This is a genomic window from Pseudomonas sp. LB3P14 (assembly GCF_054898045.1).
In genome coordinates, this window is record NZ_CM142714.1 from 6,177,759 (window position 1) to 6,196,779 (window position 19,021).

At 59.2% G+C, this 19,021-nt stretch carries 17 protein-coding genes; 12 read left to right on the forward strand and 5 right to left on the reverse strand.

The window, feature by feature from the left end; genetic code table 11:
* Positions 1-42 precede the first annotated feature (42 nt).
* The 3 genes from ACYZT5_RS28280 to ACYZT5_RS28290 are packed head-to-tail and all read left to right on the forward strand — an operon-like array spanning position 43 to position 1,719.
* Positions 43-405 carry a CidA/LrgA family protein gene (locus tag ACYZT5_RS28280; RefSeq protein ID WP_462033253.1) on the forward strand — a complete coding sequence of 121 codons (363 nt, stop codon included), beginning with the start codon at positions 43-45 and terminating at the stop codon, positions 403-405.
* Positions 402-1,118 carry an LrgB family protein gene (locus tag ACYZT5_RS28285; RefSeq protein WP_282379112.1) on the forward strand — a complete coding sequence of 239 codons (717 nt, stop codon included), beginning with the start codon at positions 402-404 and terminating at the stop codon, positions 1,116-1,118. The genes ACYZT5_RS28280 and ACYZT5_RS28285 overlap by 4 nt, the downstream gene beginning before the upstream one ends.
* Positions 1,119-1,128: 10 nt before the next feature.
* Positions 1,129-1,719 carry an LON peptidase substrate-binding domain-containing protein gene (locus ACYZT5_RS28290; protein ID WP_462048315.1) on the forward strand — a complete coding sequence of 197 codons (591 nt, stop codon included), beginning with the start codon at positions 1,129-1,131 and terminating at the stop codon, positions 1,717-1,719.
* A gap of 55 nt (positions 1,720-1,774) precedes the next feature.
* Here the strand turns inward: ACYZT5_RS28290 and ACYZT5_RS28295 are convergent, their stop codons facing one another.
* The 5 genes from ACYZT5_RS28295 to ACYZT5_RS28315 all read right to left on the reverse strand — a co-directional run bounded on the left by ACYZT5_RS28295 (position 1,775) and on the right by ACYZT5_RS28315 (position 9,379).
* Positions 1,775-2,929, reverse strand: coding sequence for a hypothetical protein (locus tag ACYZT5_RS28295; protein ID WP_462048316.1), 1,155 nt, complete (start codon positions 2,927-2,929; stop codon positions 1,775-1,777).
* The gene (locus tag ACYZT5_RS28300) at positions 2,908-3,369 is read right to left on the reverse strand and encodes a hypothetical protein (protein WP_462048317.1); all 462 of its coding nucleotides are present in this window, start codon (positions 3,367-3,369) and stop codon (positions 2,908-2,910) included. The genes ACYZT5_RS28295 and ACYZT5_RS28300 overlap by 22 nt, the downstream gene beginning before the upstream one ends.
* Positions 3,370-3,518: 149 nt before the next feature.
* Complete coding sequence (locus ACYZT5_RS28305; protein ID WP_462048318.1) at positions 3,519-6,974, reverse strand: calcium-binding protein; 3,456 nt, start codon at positions 6,972-6,974, stop codon at positions 3,519-3,521.
* A gap of 213 nt (positions 6,975-7,187) precedes the next feature.
* Positions 7,188-8,504 carry a bifunctional DedA family/phosphatase PAP2 family protein gene (locus ACYZT5_RS28310; protein ID WP_462048319.1) on the reverse strand — a complete coding sequence of 439 codons (1,317 nt, stop codon included), beginning with the start codon at positions 8,502-8,504 and terminating at the stop codon, positions 7,188-7,190.
* Between the two features lie 176 nt (positions 8,505-8,680).
* Positions 8,681-9,379 (reverse strand): DNA-3-methyladenine glycosylase, encoded by a 699-nt coding sequence (locus ACYZT5_RS28315; protein ID WP_462048320.1) that lies wholly within the window; start codon positions 9,377-9,379, stop codon positions 8,681-8,683.
* Positions 9,380-9,568: 189 nt separating this feature from the next.
* On the opposite strand from ACYZT5_RS28315, the gene ACYZT5_RS28320 reads away from it, so the two are divergent.
* From ACYZT5_RS28320 to ACYZT5_RS28360, 9 genes are all read left to right on the forward strand, one after another.
* Positions 9,569-10,840 (forward strand): glutamate-5-semialdehyde dehydrogenase, encoded by a 1,272-nt coding sequence (locus ACYZT5_RS28320; RefSeq protein ID WP_462048321.1) that lies wholly within the window; start codon positions 9,569-9,571, stop codon positions 10,838-10,840.
* Position 10,841: 1 nt separating this feature from the next.
* The gene (gene nadD / locus ACYZT5_RS28325) at positions 10,842-11,531 is read left to right on the forward strand and encodes a nicotinate-nucleotide adenylyltransferase (RefSeq protein ID WP_462048322.1); all 690 of its coding nucleotides are present in this window, start codon (positions 10,842-10,844) and stop codon (positions 11,529-11,531) included.
* A gap of 72 nt (positions 11,532-11,603) precedes the next feature.
* Positions 11,604-12,098, forward strand: coding sequence for a ribosome silencing factor (gene rsfS / locus ACYZT5_RS28330; protein WP_282379099.1), 495 nt, complete (start codon positions 11,604-11,606; stop codon positions 12,096-12,098).
* A 9-nt stretch (positions 12,099-12,107) separates the two neighbouring features.
* Entirely contained in the window at positions 12,108-12,575 is a 468-nt protein-coding gene (rlmH, locus tag ACYZT5_RS28335) for a 23S rRNA (pseudouridine(1915)-N(3))-methyltransferase RlmH (RefSeq protein ID WP_007937439.1), read from the forward strand.
* A gap of 10 nt (positions 12,576-12,585) precedes the next feature.
* Positions 12,586-14,481, forward strand: coding sequence for a penicillin-binding protein 2 (gene mrdA / locus ACYZT5_RS28340; RefSeq protein ID WP_462048323.1), 1,896 nt, complete (start codon positions 12,586-12,588; stop codon positions 14,479-14,481).
* Positions 14,482-14,512: 31 nt separating this feature from the next.
* Positions 14,513-15,616 (forward strand): rod shape-determining protein RodA, encoded by a 1,104-nt coding sequence (gene rodA / locus ACYZT5_RS28345; RefSeq protein ID WP_462005864.1) that lies wholly within the window; start codon positions 14,513-14,515, stop codon positions 15,614-15,616.
* Positions 15,617-15,633: 17 nt separating this feature from the next.
* Positions 15,634-16,644: a lytic murein transglycosylase B gene (mltB, locus tag ACYZT5_RS28350; RefSeq protein ID WP_462048324.1), complete on the forward strand. Its 1,011-nt coding sequence runs from the start codon at positions 15,634-15,636 to the stop codon at positions 16,642-16,644.
* Positions 16,644-17,654 carry a septal ring lytic transglycosylase RlpA family protein gene (locus tag ACYZT5_RS28355; RefSeq protein WP_462048325.1) on the forward strand — a complete coding sequence of 337 codons (1,011 nt, stop codon included), beginning with the start codon at positions 16,644-16,646 and terminating at the stop codon, positions 17,652-17,654. Before mltB ends, ACYZT5_RS28355 begins: the two co-directional genes overlap by 1 nt.
* A gap of 181 nt (positions 17,655-17,835) precedes the next feature.
* Positions 17,836-18,993 carry a D-alanyl-D-alanine carboxypeptidase family protein gene (locus ACYZT5_RS28360; protein ID WP_462048326.1) on the forward strand — a complete coding sequence of 386 codons (1,158 nt, stop codon included), beginning with the start codon at positions 17,836-17,838 and terminating at the stop codon, positions 18,991-18,993.
* Positions 18,994-19,021: the final 28 nt, after the last annotated feature.

The window sequence follows — 19,021 nt, forward strand, 5'->3', positions numbered from 1 at the left end:
GTCGGCCCGCTTGTGCGGGAGGATATTGGCGGGAGATGACAGATGTTGTTACGTGGCCTGACCTGGCTGGTGCTGTTCCAATTGCTGGGCACAGCCATCAACCACTTGTTTTTGCCGGTGCTGCCGGGGCCGATTGTCGGCCTGCTGTTGTTGCTGGTGTTCCTGATCAGCCGTGGCGAGGTCGGCGAACCGCTGAACCTCGCGGCCAGCAGTCTGCTGCGTTACCTGCCGTTGTTGCTGGTGCCGCCCGCCGTGGGTGTGATGGTTTACGCCAAAGACATTGCCGCGGATTTCTGGGCCATCGTCGGCGCGCTGGTGTTGTCACTGTTGCTGTCCCTGGCCTTCGCCGGCGTGCTGATGCAGCGCATGGTCAAGCGTCACGCTCATCGTGAGGACGGCCAATGATCTTCGACTGGCACGGCGCCTGGGCGTCGGTGATTCATCATCCGTTGTTCGGCATCGGCATTACGCTGGGTGCTTATCAGCTGGTGCTGGCGGCGTTCGAGAAAACCCGCTGGATCTTTCTGCAACCGGTGCTGGTCTCGATGCTGCTGGTGATCGGCGTTCTGGTGGGCTGCGGCCTGACCTATGCCGAGTACCGTAAGAGCACCGAGATCCTCAGCATTTTGCTCGGGCCTGCGACAGTGGCACTGGCCGTGCCGCTGTACCTCAATCTGCGACGCATTCGGCAGTTGTTCTGGCCGATATTTACTACGCTGGTGATAGGTGGCGTCGTCGCCACCGGCATGGGCGTATTGCTGGGCTGGTCGTTTGGTGCCGAGCACATGATCCTGATGACCATGGCACCGAAGTCGGTGACTTCGCCGATTGCCATGCTGGTGGCAGAACAGATCGGTGGTGTCGCGGCGCTGGCGGCCGTATTCGTATTGATCACCGGGGTGATCGGGGCGATCTTCGGGCCGAGTCTTTTGACCCGACTTGGTGTTCACAGCCCCGAGGCGCGCGGTATGGCGCTTGGCATGACCGCCCACGCGGTCGGCACGGCGGTGGCGATGCAGGAAAGTGAAGAGTGCGGCGCCTTCGCGGCGCTGGCGATGAGTCTGATGGGCGTGGCCACGGCAGTTTTCCTGCCGTTGGCGGTGTCGATGGTGGTGTAAGGAAATGTCTATGAGCTTGCCGCTTTTTCCGCTGAACACGGTGCTGTTTCCGGGCTGCATCCTCGATTTGCAGATTTTCGAGGTGCGCTACCTGGACATGATCAGTCGCTGCATGAAACAGGGCGGCGGCTTCGGCGTGGTTTGCATCCTCGACGGCGAAGAAGTCGGCATCGCCCCGGCGGGCTACGCGCTGGTCGGGTGCGAGGCGCTGATCACTGACTTCAAACAGCAGGACAATGGCTTGCTGGGCATCCGGGTGCAGGGCGGACGGCGTTTCCATGTGTTGCGCACCGAGATTCAGCGCGATCATCTGACCGTCGCCGAGGTCGAGTGGCTGGAAGACGAACCTGAGCAACCGCTGCAGGATGAGGACGCCGACCTGGTTGCGCTGCTTAAAGCCTTGGCTGAACACCCGATGGTCGAAGCATTGAACATGGGCACCGAAGCGACCGGGCAACAGTCGCTGGCCAATCAGTTGGCGTATCTGTTGCCGTTTGCCGAAGTGGACAAGATCGACCTGCTGCAACTCGATGATCCGCAGCAGCGACTGGATGCGATTCAGGCGTTGCTGGATGAGTTGCAGGGTGAGTTGTTCGCTTAGGGCCGGCGGCGCAATGCCTCTCGCCGCCGGCGTTCAGATGGGTTCGATAGTTCGATTACTCGGGCCAGACGATATCGTTGGCGAACCAGACTTTTCCGTTTTCCAGTGTCAATATCGGCTTGCCTGCCCTGGCAACCGCGTCGATCAAGGCGTCGTATTCTCGCCGGTTGAAAACACCACTGTGCGTGCGCTCTTCAATGGAGCTGCCGATATAGTCACTTTGGCCTTCTGCGGCAACGTCGTCGACCTTCGCTGCGCGAGTGAAGGTTGAATCGAGTATCCAGAGACGTTCTGATTCGATGCCCCGCTTCGAAGTCGATATCAGCGCCTCGAGTTCGTCCTCGGGAAACCAGGCGCCCCGGTTCCGGGCACCCGAATTCAGGAAACTGTTCTCTTCTGCGAGGACAACCTCCATTTTTCGTGTATCGATGACATAGGCGAATATGAATTTTTGATCATGTCGGATCGTTTCGTAGTTGCGTTCGGCGTCCAGCTCTACGTCTGATGTGTCAGACCATTCGTCATCGGAGCGGCCGGAGTCATTATCAGATTCGCCCGGTTTTTTTCCGGGGTATTTGTTCTTCTGGTTGTTGTAGCGCAGATACTCGGGATCGGGGGCGTCGGTGCCTTTGCCGGCATACATCTTGACCAGTTTGTGGCTGACCGTTGCACTGATCGGTTTCTCGGTCGTGGCGCCGCGCGGGTGTTTCAAGCGAGGCAGCATCCGCCCGTCGTTATAAAACTCGAATGGCGTACGCTCATCGGCCCTGAACAGACCGGGGATGTCTGTGCGGTACAAGCAGTCATTGCTGTTGCGCAAGTAACCCAGTTTTGCCAGGAATGCGTCGAGAAATTCGCGGCTGACACTTTGGTCGAAATCGACCAGCCCGCTGCGCAGCAGCGTGCCATTTCTCAAGGGCCGGAGCAGCGGTTCGATTTCCTGATGGAGCTGGTCGAAGCGGGTCGGGTCGTTCGCATCCATGGAACGTAACTGGTGCTGTTCGGCCCACTCCGGCATAACCCAGGGATTGGCGATCAAGTCGTTGCGCAGCTGGACGTGCTGCCCGGGCGAAAGGTTGTAGGAACGCAGCAGCTCGACTCGGTCGCCGTGAATCATTTGCGGATACATCCTGACCAGTGAATCGCCAAGCAGTTGAGCGGTCGCCTCATGCGCCGAAAGTGGCGAGGTCAGCAGTTGTTTGGCCGGCAACTGCGTGTCGCCGTCATTGACCTTGTGGGGGGGCGTTTTAACGGGCTTTGTGAGTCCACCTGCCGGGCCGGACTCCAGGTTGCCTCGTTGGCATTTTTGAAGAGTCCGGGGCCAGGCGGCAGCTTCTTGTACAGATCCGTTGCCCGATAAGCGCCAAGTCCTGTATCGAATTCCACTTGCACGGTGCCGATGTCTTTGACGTCGACGAAGGTGCGCCCGACGATGAAGCGAAAACCGTCGTCGTCGGCGGGCTGCATGTTGCGCAGCAAGGCTGAGTTCAACAGATAGCTGCTCAGTCCGGCGTGCGATTCGGGCTGGACGCTGGGCAAGTCTGAAATTTCGATCCTTGATGGACCGGAGCCGTCGGGCCGGCTGCCCTGTCCTTGATCGGGTGTGACAACAGGCCGATTTGTCCCACCGAATGTCGTCTGATGCAGCAAAGGCAGTTCTGCGTCTGGCCGTGATCGATATGATCCCGGGGCAAACTGCGTTGGCGGGTTCACTTTCGGGGCGTTGGGGGGCGAAGGTGGTTTGGGGCGCATAGTGTCATTCCTTGACGATTAAAAAGTCGGTTGCAAAATTCGGTCAGTTAAGTGGCTGTTACAGGCACGGATATTTCTTGAAAGATGAGTTGCTCCGCGTTAATCGGACGCGTCGGATCGCTATCGATTTTCCAGCGCCCGGTATCCGCGCTGTAAAAAATCTTTCCTGGCGCGGCATCCGGCAAGCGGATGTTTTGAATGTGGATTTCATTGCTTTCAAGATCATCTTGTTCTTTATGTTCTTGTATCAGCGCGACGATTGCCTGGGGCGAGGGGCAAGCCAATGCATTAATTGCGATAAGACCGATAACTTCGAACAAGGCATTGATTCGGTAACGGTGTCCGGAAGAAAGAATGACATCGACACTTTCCAGGGGTAGCAGCGGGTCGCTGCTGTCTGGCAAGTAAATGTGAATGCTGTCGATCTTCAGCAGATTGTCTTTGATGTTGAGTTGGTTGCGGGTAATCGTTTCCTCAAGCTGTTGCGTGTAAATGTCCCAGGTCGAAGAACCGGTCATTTTCGCATCAGCTGCCGCTGTCGATAGCCGGATGGACATGTTGCTGGCCGGATAAAGATCGTAGTGTGACGATCTTCCTTCAAGTGCATAAATGGCGCTGTGGGGGGCTGACTTGAATTCGATCCGTTGTGCTGTGTTCTTCAGCGTCCTTTTTTCGACTGACGGTTTCACGAAGGTGTACTTCCCGGCCCGTTCACGTAGCGACCCTCGGCTTTGAATCATGTTGTAACCGGGCTTTTTTGCGTCTTCCCGATAAGTATTCCGGGGGAAGTCGAGGTAGTAAGAGACGCCATCTCGCATCACCAGTGTGAAGTGGTGATTCATCTGCCATGGGGAGGCCAGAATGCCGGCGCCCATATCGGTTTTCCTGGCGGACTGTTCGCTCACGCCGCCGTGCAGCGAGAGCAGTCCACCGCCTTGCACGAACGTGATGGTGAAGTGGACGTTTTGATGACTCAGGGCTGTGTAGGCGCCATGCCGCGCTGCGTGTACGGTATAGATGGCCCTGACCTCGTCAATCTCGGTGCTGTCGAAGTCGACATACAGGGTGCTGCGGGCAACCTGCTTGCCCGCCCGCAGGATCGTGTGATGGCTGTCGCGGGACACGTAGTAGAACGAGTGTGGGCTCGGGGAGATAGTATGTGGGCGGTCGTGCAACAAAAAAGGGGGCGTTTTGCTGACGCCTGCAGTGATAACGACGACGTTGAGGATTTGCTCCGTCAGATTCGCCGTTTCGGCGGGCCAGTCCGGTTGCAGGTGATAACCGTCCTGGGTGATGAATATCCATTTGTCGTTGCGCAGTGAACGTTTGCCATTGATCGTCTGGTAGACCGCCTCGACCGTCAGCTGCCGCTGCGACACCTGTGGGTCATCGTCGCGCAGCGTCTCGATCACCAGCGCATTATCGCGAATGCACCAGCGCTGGATCGCCTCGAGCGGCACGCCGAGATAGACCTTGCTTTGCTCCTGACCGTCTTCGGTGATGGATACTTCAAGGCTCATCTGGTCGATGTGGTAGGTGTCGGCCCCGCTGCCGCCGTCAACGATGGCGTGGGTGCCACGGATCGAAACCTGATCGTCGCCTGCGCCGGCATTGATTAGGTCTTCGCCATTGGCGGTGATGAAGTCTGCCTGGTTCGACCCGGTGACTCGGTTGATCGCGCCGGCGAGTGTCTCGACTCTTTCGATGGAGTCAAAGGTTGAGTGGGGTACGGTTTCGGCTGTCGCATCCGAAGGGCGTAGGCTGAGCTTGCCGTTTTTCAGGTGGATGTCGTAACCGGTGTAGTGCGGGGTGCCCGGGCTCTGATCTTGGCGGATGTGCTTGCCTTGCAGCCACAACAGATCCGTGCCGTCACCGCCGTGCAGGTGGCTGACTTGATCCGGGGCCGATGCGAGCGCTGCGGATGCCGACTGGAAGAGAAAGGAATCATCTTTGTCGCCGCCACTCAGGCGCTTTCTACCCGTGCCGTAGTTGAAGTGATTCGGCTTGTTGCGAGCGCCGTGAACCCTGTCGTTGCCGCCGCCTAGATTCCACAGGACACCTTTTGCAGGATCGCTCTGAACGGTAATGATGTTGGAGTTGCCGGTTGGCAGGCCGTCCCGGGCATCGTATACATCGTCGGTCTCGTGAATGACTGGCGCATTGACCGTTTTATAGGGCGATTCACCCTTGGTTTCGTCCCACTGGTAGTTATAGATGCGGGTGGGCTGCAGCTGCACCTCGAAACGGCCGTTCACCACTGCATCGACACTGTCCTTCAGTTCATTGTCGAGCCAGCCGAGACTTTTGCTTTTGAGTGCCTTGGCGTAGTCGCTGTAAGTCTTGGCCACGGTGAAACGATCCATGACTGCCGCATCCTGATCCTGGCCCGTAAACGCAAACCAGCCGGCGCGCCAGCGTTCGTTGATGCTCAATTCGATGTAGTCGTCCATGTCATCGACTACTCGGGCGGCACTGTAGATTCGCGCTCCGACAATAAGGATCGCGGCAGCGGCAATGCCTACAGGGCCGGCGGCCTGGAAACCCATCAGTGCGGCGCAGCCGAGCATGAGGGAGAGCCCGGCGCTGAACACGCTCAGCCCGCCGGTGACATAAAGATCCTGCGCTTGTTTGCCCTCGGCCTTGGCCGCGTCGCTGAAGGATTTGATGGCGGTATAGATATCGAAGGGGAGCGTGAGCACACTGGCGATCAACCCCGCCCCCCGGCACAGCCATTTGCCCATGCTGGTCTTGCCGAATTGCTCGAAGGTCATGGCGCCTTGGCGAAGCATCTTTTCACCGGTCCGGTTCAGAGCGTACTCCAGCCCCAACGAGCCGATTTCCGCCACGCCTCCACCGATATTGATCAGCGCTTCACCCGTTTCCCCTTTCTTCAGCGCGTCGATAGTGCCGATGTAAGCACTGTACAGACCATAGGCTTGCAGCCCTGCGCCCATGCTGGTCATTCCGCGGCTCTTAGCCTTGTCCACCCAGCTCGGTAAATGCTCGGGCAGCGGGTTTTTGCGAATGTCCAGGCGCTGTGTGGCGGTCAATAGTTTGCTGATTTTGTTAATAGGCTCTGTGGAGGCACCCGTGGGCAGCTCGCTCATCAGTGCAGCGGCATTGGGTGAGCGTTGCGTGACAATTTCATAAAGCAGCGTCGAGACGAGTCGGCTGTCCTGCGCGTCGACTGACTTGATCCGCTGCTCTACTTTGCTCGGGTCAAACTCCAGAGAATCGAAGAAGTGCTGGTCGGGATCGGAAAAATAGGTAGTAGTGGCCGTTATGTCTTCGCCGCTGAGTCTGGCTCCCAATGCCTGAAGCTCTTGCCGGCTGACGGTGAATTCACCGATCTGCAGCGGGCCGAACAGTTTGTCCACATCCTGCAGGGTTGGCGTCTTGCCGAAGGAAGTGGTGTCTGTCGGATGAGATGGAATGTCAATATCAGATATTTTAATGAGGGCTGTAGGATAAGTTCCCTGTTTATTGATTGAGTGTGTATTCAAGGGTAATGATCTTTCAAGAAGGCGATAGTTTGTTGTCGAGTGACAAATGTTGTCTTCCAAGGTGGCACAAAGTGCGTTGTGTGATCAGGCGTTTTTTATTTTCTATTTGTGTGTTGTGTGTTGCGTGTAGTGTGAAATTTCTGGTGTTCCGTGCGTTATTTATTGGGTTTCCCCACTTGGTTTGATGCTGGTCTCGCAAAGAGATGTGTGGCCTCAATATGCATACCGCAGCATCGCGTGGGGAAAGTGGCGTAACGCAAAGAAGCTGAACAGCGCCACCAGCGCCGGCAACACCAGCCACCAGACTTTAAACGACATTGCGCCGAGCTGAGTCTTGCGCTGATTCAGCCACAAGCTCGCTGCACACACGCAGGCTGCCAGCATCGCGCCAGCCAGCACGTCAGTCGGCCAATGCGCGCCGAGGTACACACGGGAAAGAGCAATCGCCAGTGCCGGTAGGCAGGCAATCAGCAACCAGGTCAGACGCATCCGCGGGGGTTGTCCGCGGCCGGCCAGGACGGCGAGTGTCAGAAAAAGCGCGAATGATCCCGACGCGTGGCCGCTAGGCATGCTGTAGCTCACCAGCGGATCACTCAGTACTTCCGGGCGCACGCGGGCGAAAAACTGTTTGGTGAACGTGTTGCCGAGTGCGGTGCAGAGTAGGGTGCTGCCAGCGAAAATCGCTTGTCGCCATTGTCGGGTGAGCAACAACAAACCGGTCAGCAGGGCGCTGAACAGCAGCATGTTGCGGAACTCGCCAATCAGCGTGAACGTCACCGCCACCTCATCGAGCAACGGGCTGCGGTGTTCCTGCACCAGGGTCATCACGCCCTGATCGAGGGCGGTCAGGTGCGGGTAGCCGATAAACAGTCCCCCCAGAATCAGAAAGCTCATCCCGGTAATCAGCACGGTGGCCTTGCGATGGCGGCGCAGACTGCTGGTGACGCTCAAGCCCAGCATGACGGCGATGCTGCCGGCGACGATTCCGGCCTCAGGCCAGAAACCCTCTGGCAACGGCAAGCGAATCGCCGCCCCCGTGGCCCAGCCGGGCAGCAGGTACGCGACGCTCCAGCCGGCGGCGGCCAGCAGGCTGACGGCAGCGAAACGCGGGAAGGGCATGTCGAACATTCCGGCGACCATCGGTAACATCGGCCGCAGCGGGCCGATGAAACGCCCGACCAAAAGGCTGGCGATACCGTAACGCTGGAAATAGGCCTCGGCCCCGGCGATCCATTCCGGATGATGGCGTAACCCTGGCAGGCGCCGGATGTTCTGATGGAAGTGTCGCCCGAGGAAGTACGAAATGATGTCGCCCAGCACGCCGCCGAGGAAGCCCAGCAATAGCGTTTCACCCAACGAAAGCGCTCCGCTGCCGGCCAGTACCGCCACGGCAAACAGCAACACCGTGCCGGGCACGATCAGCCCGGCAATCGCCAGGCATTCCACGCAGGCCACTATGAACACCGCCACGGCCAGCCATTGCGGGTTGACCGTCAACCAACCGGTCACGCTATCGAGCCATGGGCCCATAAAAACAACTCCATCTGATGTTTATTAGTCCCATGGGACGAACGCAATCTGTAAAACACAACAGAACCCTTGTGGGAGCGAGCCTGCTCGCGAAAGCGGAGTGTCAGGCGACATCTGCCTCGACTATCAGTCCGCTTTCGCGAGCAGGCTCACTCCCACAAGGGGTTGTTCCATCATCAAGTCAGCAAAAAATAATCGCGACCTTCGACCTGTCCCCGTCGCAACGGGTTCCGCGTGCAATACGGCGCGTAAGCCGCATCGACGAAGCGGTACATCAAATGCTCATCGCGTCCGTGAGGAATGCCCAGGCGCGTGGTTTGTATGATGTGAGCAGGCGCTGGGCCGACATCTTCCACCAGCAACACTTCATGGTCGAAGCGCTTGGCGTCCCAGACTGGTACCTTCAGGCCCAGCGCCTTGCAGAGCAAAGTCTGTCCGGCGCAAAGCTTTTGTGATGGGCGAGGGCGACCTTGAGCATCGGGATTGTTCAACAGCATCTGCGCCAGGCTCGCCGGCCCGCTCAAGTCATCGATCCACGGATAAGCGGATTTGATCAGTACGGCGTTGCCCGGACCCTGGGCGCTGAAGTTCAGGGAATCGCCGCCCCGGGCGTAATACATATAGATGTGACCACCATCCAGAAACAAAGCCTTACGTTTTTCTGTGTAGCCGAGGGAGGCGTGACTGCCTTTTTCTTCGAAGTAATAGGCCTCAGTCTCGATAATCCGGGCGCTGAGCCACAGGTCACCGACCCGGTGACGGATGACTTTGCCGAGTAAATCCCGGGCCAGCGTTTGGGCATCTCTGTCGAAAAATGCATCCGTGAGCCCCTTGGGCAGGCTCGTAGCGGACGTGCGAACAGTCAGGTTGGACATGATGAACGGCGTTAATCAGGGTTGATTGAGTCGTGATGATAACAATTTGCAGCTTAATCACGGCTGAACGTCGGCAAATTGCCCTCCATTTCGACCATCCGCCCGTCACCGCTGTTAGTCCCGGGACGCGACAGCTATAATCTGCCGCTTTACTCTTTACCAAGACCTTAGCAAAGACCACTCCAGACCATGACTGAGTCCGTTCTTGACTACATGACCCGATTGGGTCGCGCTGCCCGCGAAGCTTCTCGCGTCATCGGCCGTGCCAGCACCGCGCAGAAAAACCGCGCCTTGCAAGCTGCTGCCAACGCGTTGGACGCTGCACGCGCCGAGCTGACGGCTGCCAATGAGCTGGATTTGGCTGCTGGCCGTGCCAATGGTCTTGAACCCGCATTGCTTGAGCGTCTGGCGCTGACCCCGGAACGCATCGACGGCATGATTGTGGGTCTGCGTCAGGTGGCGGCTCTGCCGGACCCGGTCGGCGCGATCCGCGACATGAGCTATCGGCCTTCGGGCATTCAGGTCGGCAAGATGCGCGTGCCGTTGGGCGTGATCGGGATCATCTACGAATCTCGGCCGAACGTGACTATCGATGCCGCCAGCCTGTGCCTGAAGTCCGGCAACGCGACCATCCTGCGTGGCGGCTCCGAGGCGATTCATTCCAATCGTGCCATTGCCGCCTGCATCCAGCGCGGTCTGGCCGAGGCCGATTTGCCCGCCGCTGTGGTGCAAGTGGTCGAAACGACCGATCGTGCCGCCGTTGGCGCGCTGATCACCATGCCTGAATACGTCGACGTCATCGTGCCCCGTGGCGGTCGCGGCCTGATCGAACGGGTCAGTCGCGATGCCCGCGTGCCGGTGATCAAACACTTGGACGGCATCTGTCACGTTTACGTGAGTGCCCACGCCGACCTGCCGAAAGCCCAGCGCATCGCATTCAATGCCAAGACCTACCGCTATGGTATTTGCGGCGCCATGGAAACCCTGCTGGTGGACCAAGTGGTCGCCAAGGATTTCCTGCCGTCGATGGCTGCACAGTTCCGCGAAAAAGGCGTCGAACTACGCGGTTGCGAACGCACCCGGACGATCATCGACGTTATCGCAGCCACTGAAGAAGACTGGAACACCGAATACCTGGCACCGATTCTGTCGATCCGCGTGGTCGACGGGCTGGACCAGGCCATCGAGCACATTAATACGTACGGCTCCCACCACACCGATTCGATCGTCAGCGAAAACCTTGCAGACACCCGGCGTTTCGTCGCGGAAGTCGATTCCTCGTCGGTGATGATCAACACCCCGACGTGCTTCGCCGATGGCTTCGAATACGGATTGGGTGCCGAGATTGGCATTTCTACTGATAAGCTGCACGCCCGCGGCCCGGTGGGCCTCGAAGGGCTGACCTGCGAGAAGTACATCGTGGTCGGTGATGGTCAGTTGCGCGGCCAGGCGTCGGTCTGACTTGGGCGACCTCGACCTGTCAGCCCCGGAAACCGCCAGCGAGCCTGCGCCTCGACGCATTGGCGTGTTGGGCGGGACCTTCGACCCGGTGCACATCGGCCATTTGCGTGGTGCGCTGGAAGTCGCCGAATCGCTGACGCTCGACGAGTTGCGTCTGACACCCAGTGCCAGACCGCCGCATCGCGGTACGCCGCAGGTGTCGGCAAAGGACCGTCTGGCGATGGTCGAGTGCGCGGTGGCCGGTGTGGCACCGTTGGTGGTGGACGCCCGCGAATTGCAGCGGGACAAACCGTCCTACACCCTCGACACCCTGGAACTGATGCGCGCTGAATTGGCCGCGCAAGACCAGGTTTTTCTACTTTTGGGCTGGGACGCATTTTGCGGCCTGCCCACTTGGCACCGCTGGGAAGAGTTGCTCCAGCATTGCCACATCCTGGTGCTGCAACGCCCGGATGCCGACAGCGAACCGCCGGATGCCTTGCGCAATCTGCTGGCAGCGCGCTCGGTAAGCGACCCGCTGGCCCTCAAGGGGCCGAGCGGACAGATTGCATTCGTCTGGCAGACACCGCTCGCGGTATCCGCCACCCAGATCCGTCAACTGCTGGCCAGCGGTAAGTCGGTACGTTTCCTGGTGCCCGACGCGGTCCTGGCCTACATCGATGCGCACGGACTTTACCGTGCGTCGAACTGAAAAAGGGCGCGCTTCAAGGCACGTGATCACGTGTAACGAAGCGCCCGAACATACGAGCAAAACGAGTTTTATATGACGAACAAAGACGTAACTAAAGTAAAGCGCAAAGGCACGTTCAAGAGCGCCCCGCTGCCAGTAGAGGCTCAAACCGGGCCGGAGCTGCGCGGTGAAGAGCTGGTCAAGGTTGCCGTAGCAGCCCTGGAAGACGTGAAGGGCCAGGACATCCAGGTCATCGACGTTCGTGAAAAGCAGAGCATCACTGACTTCATGATCATCGCCACCGGTACTTCGAACCGTCAGATCGGCGCGATGCTGGACAAGGTCCGCGAAGCGGTCAAAGCCCTGGGCGTCAAGCCGTTGGGTGAAGAAGGCAAGGGCGACAGCGACTGGGTGCTGCTGGATATGGATGACGTCATCGTGCACATGATGACCGCCTCGGCTCGTCAGTTTTACGACCTGGAGCGTCTGTGGTCCGGTGCAGAACAGAGCCGTGCTCTGAACGCGGCTCACCACAGCCCGGAAAACACCCATGAGCACTTCGTCAAGCTCAACAAAGACCAGCAATAAGGGACCGCTGTGCGACTGCGACTGATCGCCGTCGGTTCACGCATGCCCAAGTGGGTGGAAGAAGGCTGGCATGAATATGCCAAGCGTCTTCCGTCCGAACTGGCGCTGGAACTGGTGGAAATACCGCTCAACACCCGTGGCAAGAACGCCGACGTGGCACGCTTCATCCGTCAGGAAGGCGAAGCCATGCTGGCCAAGGTCGGGCCGAACGAGCGCGTTGTGACCCTCGAAGTCCACGGCAAGCCCTGGAGCACCGAGCAACTGGCGGTCGAGCTCGATCGCTGGCGGCTGGACTCGCGCACGGTGAATTTCATGGTCGGTGGCCCCGAAGGGCTGGCGCCGGAAGTCTGTGCCCGGGCCGATCAGCGCTGGTCGCTCTCGCCGTTGACGTTGCCGCACCCGCTGGTGCGAATTCTGATCGGCGAACAGCTGTATCGTGCCTGGACAGTCTTGTCCGGCCACCCTTACCACAAGTAGTTCTGCCCTCATGCCCCAGCCGATCCGCATCAAGGACCACGAAAAAGACGCCCGTCTGGTGCGTGGTCGCGTCGTGTTCGGGGCAATTGCGGTCGTGACGCTGATCGGTGTGCTGATCGCGCGGCTGTATTTCCTCCAGGTAATTCAGTACGAGTACCACTCGACCCTGTCCGAAAACAACCGCGTCCATGTGCAGCCGATTCCGCCCACTCGCGGGTTGATCTTCGATCGCAATGGTGTGGTGGTGGCCGATAACCGGCCCAGCTTCAGCCTGAGCATGACCCGCGAGCGCTCAGGCGACTGGCAGCAAGTGCTCGACGTGATCGTCGAAGTGCTGGAGCTGACGCCGGAAGATAGGGTGATCTTCGAGAAGCGCATGCGTCAGGGGCGCCGGCCATTCGAGCCGGTGCCGGTCCTGTTTGAGCTGACCGAAGAGCAGATCGCCCGCATCGCGGTGAATCAGTTCCGTCTGCCGGGTGTGGAGGTGGTCGCGCAGCTGGTACGTCACTATCCGCAGGGCGCGCATTTTGCGCACTCGGTGGGTTACATGGGGCGGATCAACGAGAAGGAGCTGAAGTCTCTTGATCCGGTGAGTTACAGCGGCACCCATCAAATCGGTAAAACCGGCATCGAGCGCTTCTACGAGCCGGAGTTGCACGGTCAGGTCGGTTACGAAGAAGTCGAGACCAACGCCCGTGGCCGCGTGCTGCGGGTGCTCAAGCGTACCGAACCGATTTCCGGCAAGGACATCGTCCTGAGCCTGGACATCAAATTGCAGGAAGCCGCCGAAGCCGCCCTCGGTGGTCGTCGTGGCGCTGTTGTAGCGCTGGACCCGAAAACCGGTGAAGTGCTGGCGATGGTCAGTCAGCCGAGTTTCGACCCGAACCTGTTCGTCACCGGTATCAGTTTCAAGGCCTATTCCGAGCTGCGCGATTCCATTGACCGGCCGCTGTTCAACCGCGTGTTGCGTGGTCTGTACCCGCCGGGCTCGACCATCAAACCGGCGGTGGCGATTGCCGGCCTGGATTCGGGCGTGGTCACCGCATCGACTCGGGTCTTCGACCCTGGCTACTACCAACTGCCCAACTACGATCACAAGTACCGTAACTGGAACCGGACCGGCGACGGCTACGTTGACCTCGATACGGCGATCATGCGGTCCAACGACACCTATTTCTATGACCTGGCCCACAAGTTGGGCATCGATCGGCTGTCGGCGTACATGGGCAAGTTCGGCATCGGCCAGAAGGTTTCCCTGGACATGTTCGAAGAATCGCCGGGGCTGATGCCGTCCCGTGAGTGGAAGCGTGCGACCCGTCGTCAGGCCTGGTTCCCGGGTGAAACGCTGATTCTCGGGATTGGTCAGGGCTACATGCAGTCCACTCCGCTGCAATTGGCCCAGGCCACGGCGCTGGTGGCGAACAAGGGGATCTGGAACCGTCCGCACCTGGCCAAGACCGTCGAAGGCGAGCGGCCGAAGGACGACAACCCGATGCCGGACATCGTCCTGCGTGACCCGTCCGACTGGACCAAAGTCAATCACGGGATGCAGCAGGTCATGCACGGTGCCCGTGGTACGGCGCGCAAGGCATCGATCGGCGCTCAATACCGGATTGCTGGCAAAAGTGGTACGGCCCAGGTCGTCGCGATCAAGCAGGGCGAGAAGTACGACCGCTCCAAGGTTCAGGAACGCCATCGCGACCACGCCTTGTTCGTCGGCTTCGCGCCGGCCGACAACCCGCAAATCGTGGTGTCGGTGATGGTCGAGAACGGTGAGTCCGGCTCCGGCGTCGCGGCGCCCGTGGTGCGTCAAGTCATGGACGCCTGGCTTCTGGACCAGGACGGTCGGTTGAAGGCCGAATACGCCAGCCCTATCAGTGCGGAGGCTACGGCCCGTGAAGAGTAATTTCGATCGCATCCTCTCCAGTGAGGATGTGATGCGTCGCCGCGCGACGCTGTTGCAACGCCTGCACATCGACGGCCCGTTGCTGATCCTGCTGCTGACCCTCGCGGCCGGCAGCCTGTTCGTGCTGTATTCGGCCAGCGGCAAGAGCTGGGATCTGCTGGCCAAGCAAGCCACTTCGTTCGGCATCGGCCTGGTGTCGATGATCGTCATTGCTCAGTTCGAACCGCGCTTCATGGCCCGTTGGGTGCCAGTCGGTTATGTGCTCGGTGTGCTGTTGCTGGTGGTGGTGGACGTCATGGGCCATAACGCCATGGGTGCCACACGCTGGATCAACATTCCCGGGGTGATCCGCTTCCAGCCTTCGGAATTCATGAAGATCCTGATGCCCGCGACCATCGCCTGGTACTTGTCCAAGCGCACCTTGCCGCCGCAGCTCAAGCATGTGGGCGTCAGTCTGTTTCTGATCGGGTTGCCGTTCATCCTGATCGTGCGTCAGCCCGACCTCGGCACTTCGTTGCTGATTCTCGCCGGTGGCGCTTTCGTGTTGTTCATGGGCGGCTTGCGCTGGCGCTGGATCATCAGCGTGATCGCCGCCGCCGTGCCGGTGGCCGTCGCGATGTGGTTCTTCATCATGCATGACTACCAGAAGCAGCGAATCCTGACCTTCCTCGATCCAGAGAGCGATCCGCTGGGCACTGGCTGGAACATTATTCAGTCGAAAGCCGCCATCGGTTCCGGCGGTGTGTTCGGCAAGGGCTGGTTGCTCGGTACCCAATCGCACCTGGACTTCCTGCCGGAAAGCCATACCGACTTTATTATTGCGGTCATGGGCGAAGAATTCGGCCTGGTGGGTATTTGCGCACTGCTGCTGATTTACCTGCTTTTAATCGGTCGGGGACTGGTGATTACTGCCCAGGCCCAGACATTGTTCGGCAAATTGCTCGCGGGCAGCCTGACCATGACGTTTTTTGTTTACGTTTTCGTCAACATCGGTATGGTCAGTGGCCTGTTGCCGGTTGTGGGGGTGCCGTTGCCGTTCATTAGCTACGGAGGAACCTCGCTGGTGACGCTGCTGTCAGCGTTTGGGGTTTTGATGTCGATCCATACCCATCGTAAGTGGATCGCTCAGGTTTGAATAAGGTGAAGATTTCAATGCAAGTAATGCGTGGCTGGGCGACTCGATATGCGCCATGGGTCGGCCTGGTAAGCATCCTTGGCACAGCGCAGGAAGCGTTGGCCGGCGATTACGAAGGCTCACCCCAGGTGGCCGAATTCGTCGGTGAAATGACCCGCGACTACGGTTTCGCCGGTGAACAGCTGATGGGCGTGTTCCGCGAAGCAGAGCGCAAGCAGTCGATTCTGGACGCTATCTCCAAACCTGCCGAGCGAGTCAAGCAGTGGAACGAATATCGCCCGATGTTCATCACCGACGCGCGTATCGCCCGTGGTGTCGACTTCTGGCGTCAGCACGAGGCAGTACTGGCTCGCGCGGAGCAGGAATACGGCGTGCCGGCGCAGGTTATTGTTTCGATCATTGGTGTTGAGACCTTTTTCGGCCGAAATACCGGTAATTTCCGGGTGGTCGATGCCTTGTCGACCCTGGGTTTCGACTATCCTCCCCGTGCCGAATTTTTCCGCAAGGAATTGCGTGAGTTCCTGTTGCTGGCCCGGGAAGAGCAGGTCGATCCGCTGACCCTCAAAGGCTCTTACGCCGGAGCAATGGGCTTGCCGCAGTTCATGCCGAGCAGTTTTCGCGCCTATGCGGTGGACTTCGACGGTGACGGCCACATCAATATCTGGACCAATCCGGACGATGCCATTGGCAGCGTCGCCAGTTATTTCAAGCGTCACGGCTGGGTGGCCGGCGAACCTGTGGTCAGTCGCGCCGATGTTCGTGGGGAGCACGTGGACGAAGGTTTGACCACCGGCATCGAACCGACTAAAACCGTCGGGGAGTTGCGGGCGCTAGGGTGGTCAAGTCATGATGCGCTGCGCGATGATATGCCGGTAACGGCTTTCCGCCTGGAAGGTGACAATGGCCCTGAATACTGGATGGGCCTGACGAATTTTTATGCGATCACGCGTTATAACCGCAGCGTGATGTACGCCATGGCCGTACATCAACTGTCTGAACAGCTGGTCCAAGCACGGGGCGTCAAGTAATGCGGGCATTGCCTATGAATAAACCCCTGAAGCTGATGGCATTCGCCGCGCTGGCGGTGCTGGTTGCCAGTTGCTCGACCAGCCGTTCGCCGACCCAAAAGTCTTCCACCGCCGTGCGCGCAGCGCCAGGCCTGGACATCAACCGCGCGCACAAAGATGGCGCGCCGTGGTGGGACGTCGACGTATCGCGCATTCCGGATGCCACGCCGACCCTGCACACCGGTCCCTATAAAGCCAACCCCTACACCGTATTGGGCAAGACCTACTTCCCGCTGCAAGACTCCAAGACCTATGTCGCTTCGGGCACGGCGTCCTGGTACGGCACCAAGTTCCACGGTCAGAACACCGCCAATGGCGAGGTTTACGACCTGTACGGCATGAGCGCCGCGCACAAGACCCTGCCACTGCCAAGTTACGTTCGGGTGACCAACCTGGACAATAACAAGAGCGTGATCCTGCGGGTCAACGACCGTGGGCCGTTCTACTCGGACCGGATCATCGACTTGTCCTACGCGGCCGCCAAAAAGCTCGGTTACGCCGAAACCGGTACGGCGCGGGTCAAGGTCGAAGGTATCGATCCGCAGCAGTGGTGGGCACAAAAGGGCCGTCCGGCGCCTTTGATGCTCAACGAGCCGCAAGTCGCGCAGAATAGCGCCCCGACGATTACGGCTTCGGCCGGCACGGTCGAGCAATGGACGCCACCGCCGCAGCAACACGCCGCGGCCGTTGTGCCCGTGCAGATCGATGCAAAAAAAAACGCTTCTGTACCAGCCTCTGGCCAGTATCTGCAGGTGGGCGCGTTCGCCAACCCGGACGCTGCAGAACTCCTGAGATCGAAGCTCAGCGGGATGGTGAGCGCTCCGGTGTTCATCAGTTCGATCGTGCGCAATCAACAGACGCTGCATCGGGTGCGCCTGGGGCCAATCGGTTCGCCGGGTGAAATCCAGCAAGTGCAGAACAGCGTGCGAACGGCCAATCTCGGTTCACCGAGCCTGGTCACTGCCGAGTAATACGTAGTACTTGATTGACGGTTCGCTTGCGGTTTGGGGGGCGAACCGGGTTGTTGGCTCGTTGAAGAACAAAAGCCCGGCAAGGGTTCTGAGTGAACAACTGAACACGCGACAGCTCGTTAGAAAGCTGTCTGATTAGTTTTGCCTTCGGGCAGTTTCCATTAGCGATTTCGAGAGACGGATGAACATCACCACCTTTGCCAAACGCCTGTGTCTGCTAGTCCCGCTGCTCCTCTCGCCTGCCGCTTTCGCGGTCGAGATGATGCCGTCGCCACCGCAACTGGCCGCCAAAGCCTACGTACTCATGGACGCCAGCAGCGGCAACGTGCTGGTAGAGAACAACGGTGACCAGCGTCTGCCTCCGGCCAGCCTGACCAAGCTGATGACCGCGTACATCGCGACCCTGGAAATCCGTCGTGGCCAGATCGGTGAAAACGATCCGGTGACCGTCAGCGAAAACGCCTGGCGTACCGGCGGTTCGCGGATGTTCATTAAAGTCGGCTCGCAGGTGACTGTCAGCGACCTGCTGCACGGCATCATCATTCAGTCGGGTAACGACGCCAGTGTTGCGCTCTCCGAGCACATCGCCGGCAGCGAAGACGCCTTCGCTGACATGATGAACAAAACCGTGGCCGACCTTCGCATGACCAACAGCCACTTCATGAACCCGACCGGTCTGCCGAACCCTGAGCACTACTCGTCGGCTCACGACATGGCCGTGCTGGCTCGCGCGATCATCCACGAAGACCCTGCTCACTATGCGATCTACTCGCAGAAAGAGTTCTTCTGGAACGGCATCAAGCAACCTAACCGCAACCTGCTGCTGTGGCGCGACAAGACGGTCGACGGCTTGAAAACCGGCCACACCGACGAAGCCGGCTACTGCATGGTCTCTTCGGCCGTGCGTGATGGCATGCGCCTGATCGCCGTGGTGTTCGGCACCAACAGCGAAGTGGCTCGCGCAGCCGAAACCCAGAAGCTGCTGACTTATGGTTTCCGCTTCTTCGAAACCCAGACCTTCTATCAGAAAGGCGCCGAGCTGGCTCAGGCTCCTGTCTGGAAAGGCACCACCAATCAAGTCAAGGCCGGCCTGGCTGAAGACCTGACCATGACCCTGCCAAAAGGCCAGCTGAAAAAGCTCGCCGCCAACATGACCATGAACCCACAACTGGTTGCGCCAATCGCCAAGGGCGACGTGATCGGTAAAGTCGAAGTGAAACTGGACGACAAGGTCGTGCACAGCGCTGATCTGATCGCTCTGGACGCGGTCGACGAGGGTGGTATCTTCCGTCGCATGTGGGATAGCATCCGTCTATTCTTCTACGGCTTGTTCAACTGAATTAGTGTGGACTTGCATGGCCCTGTTC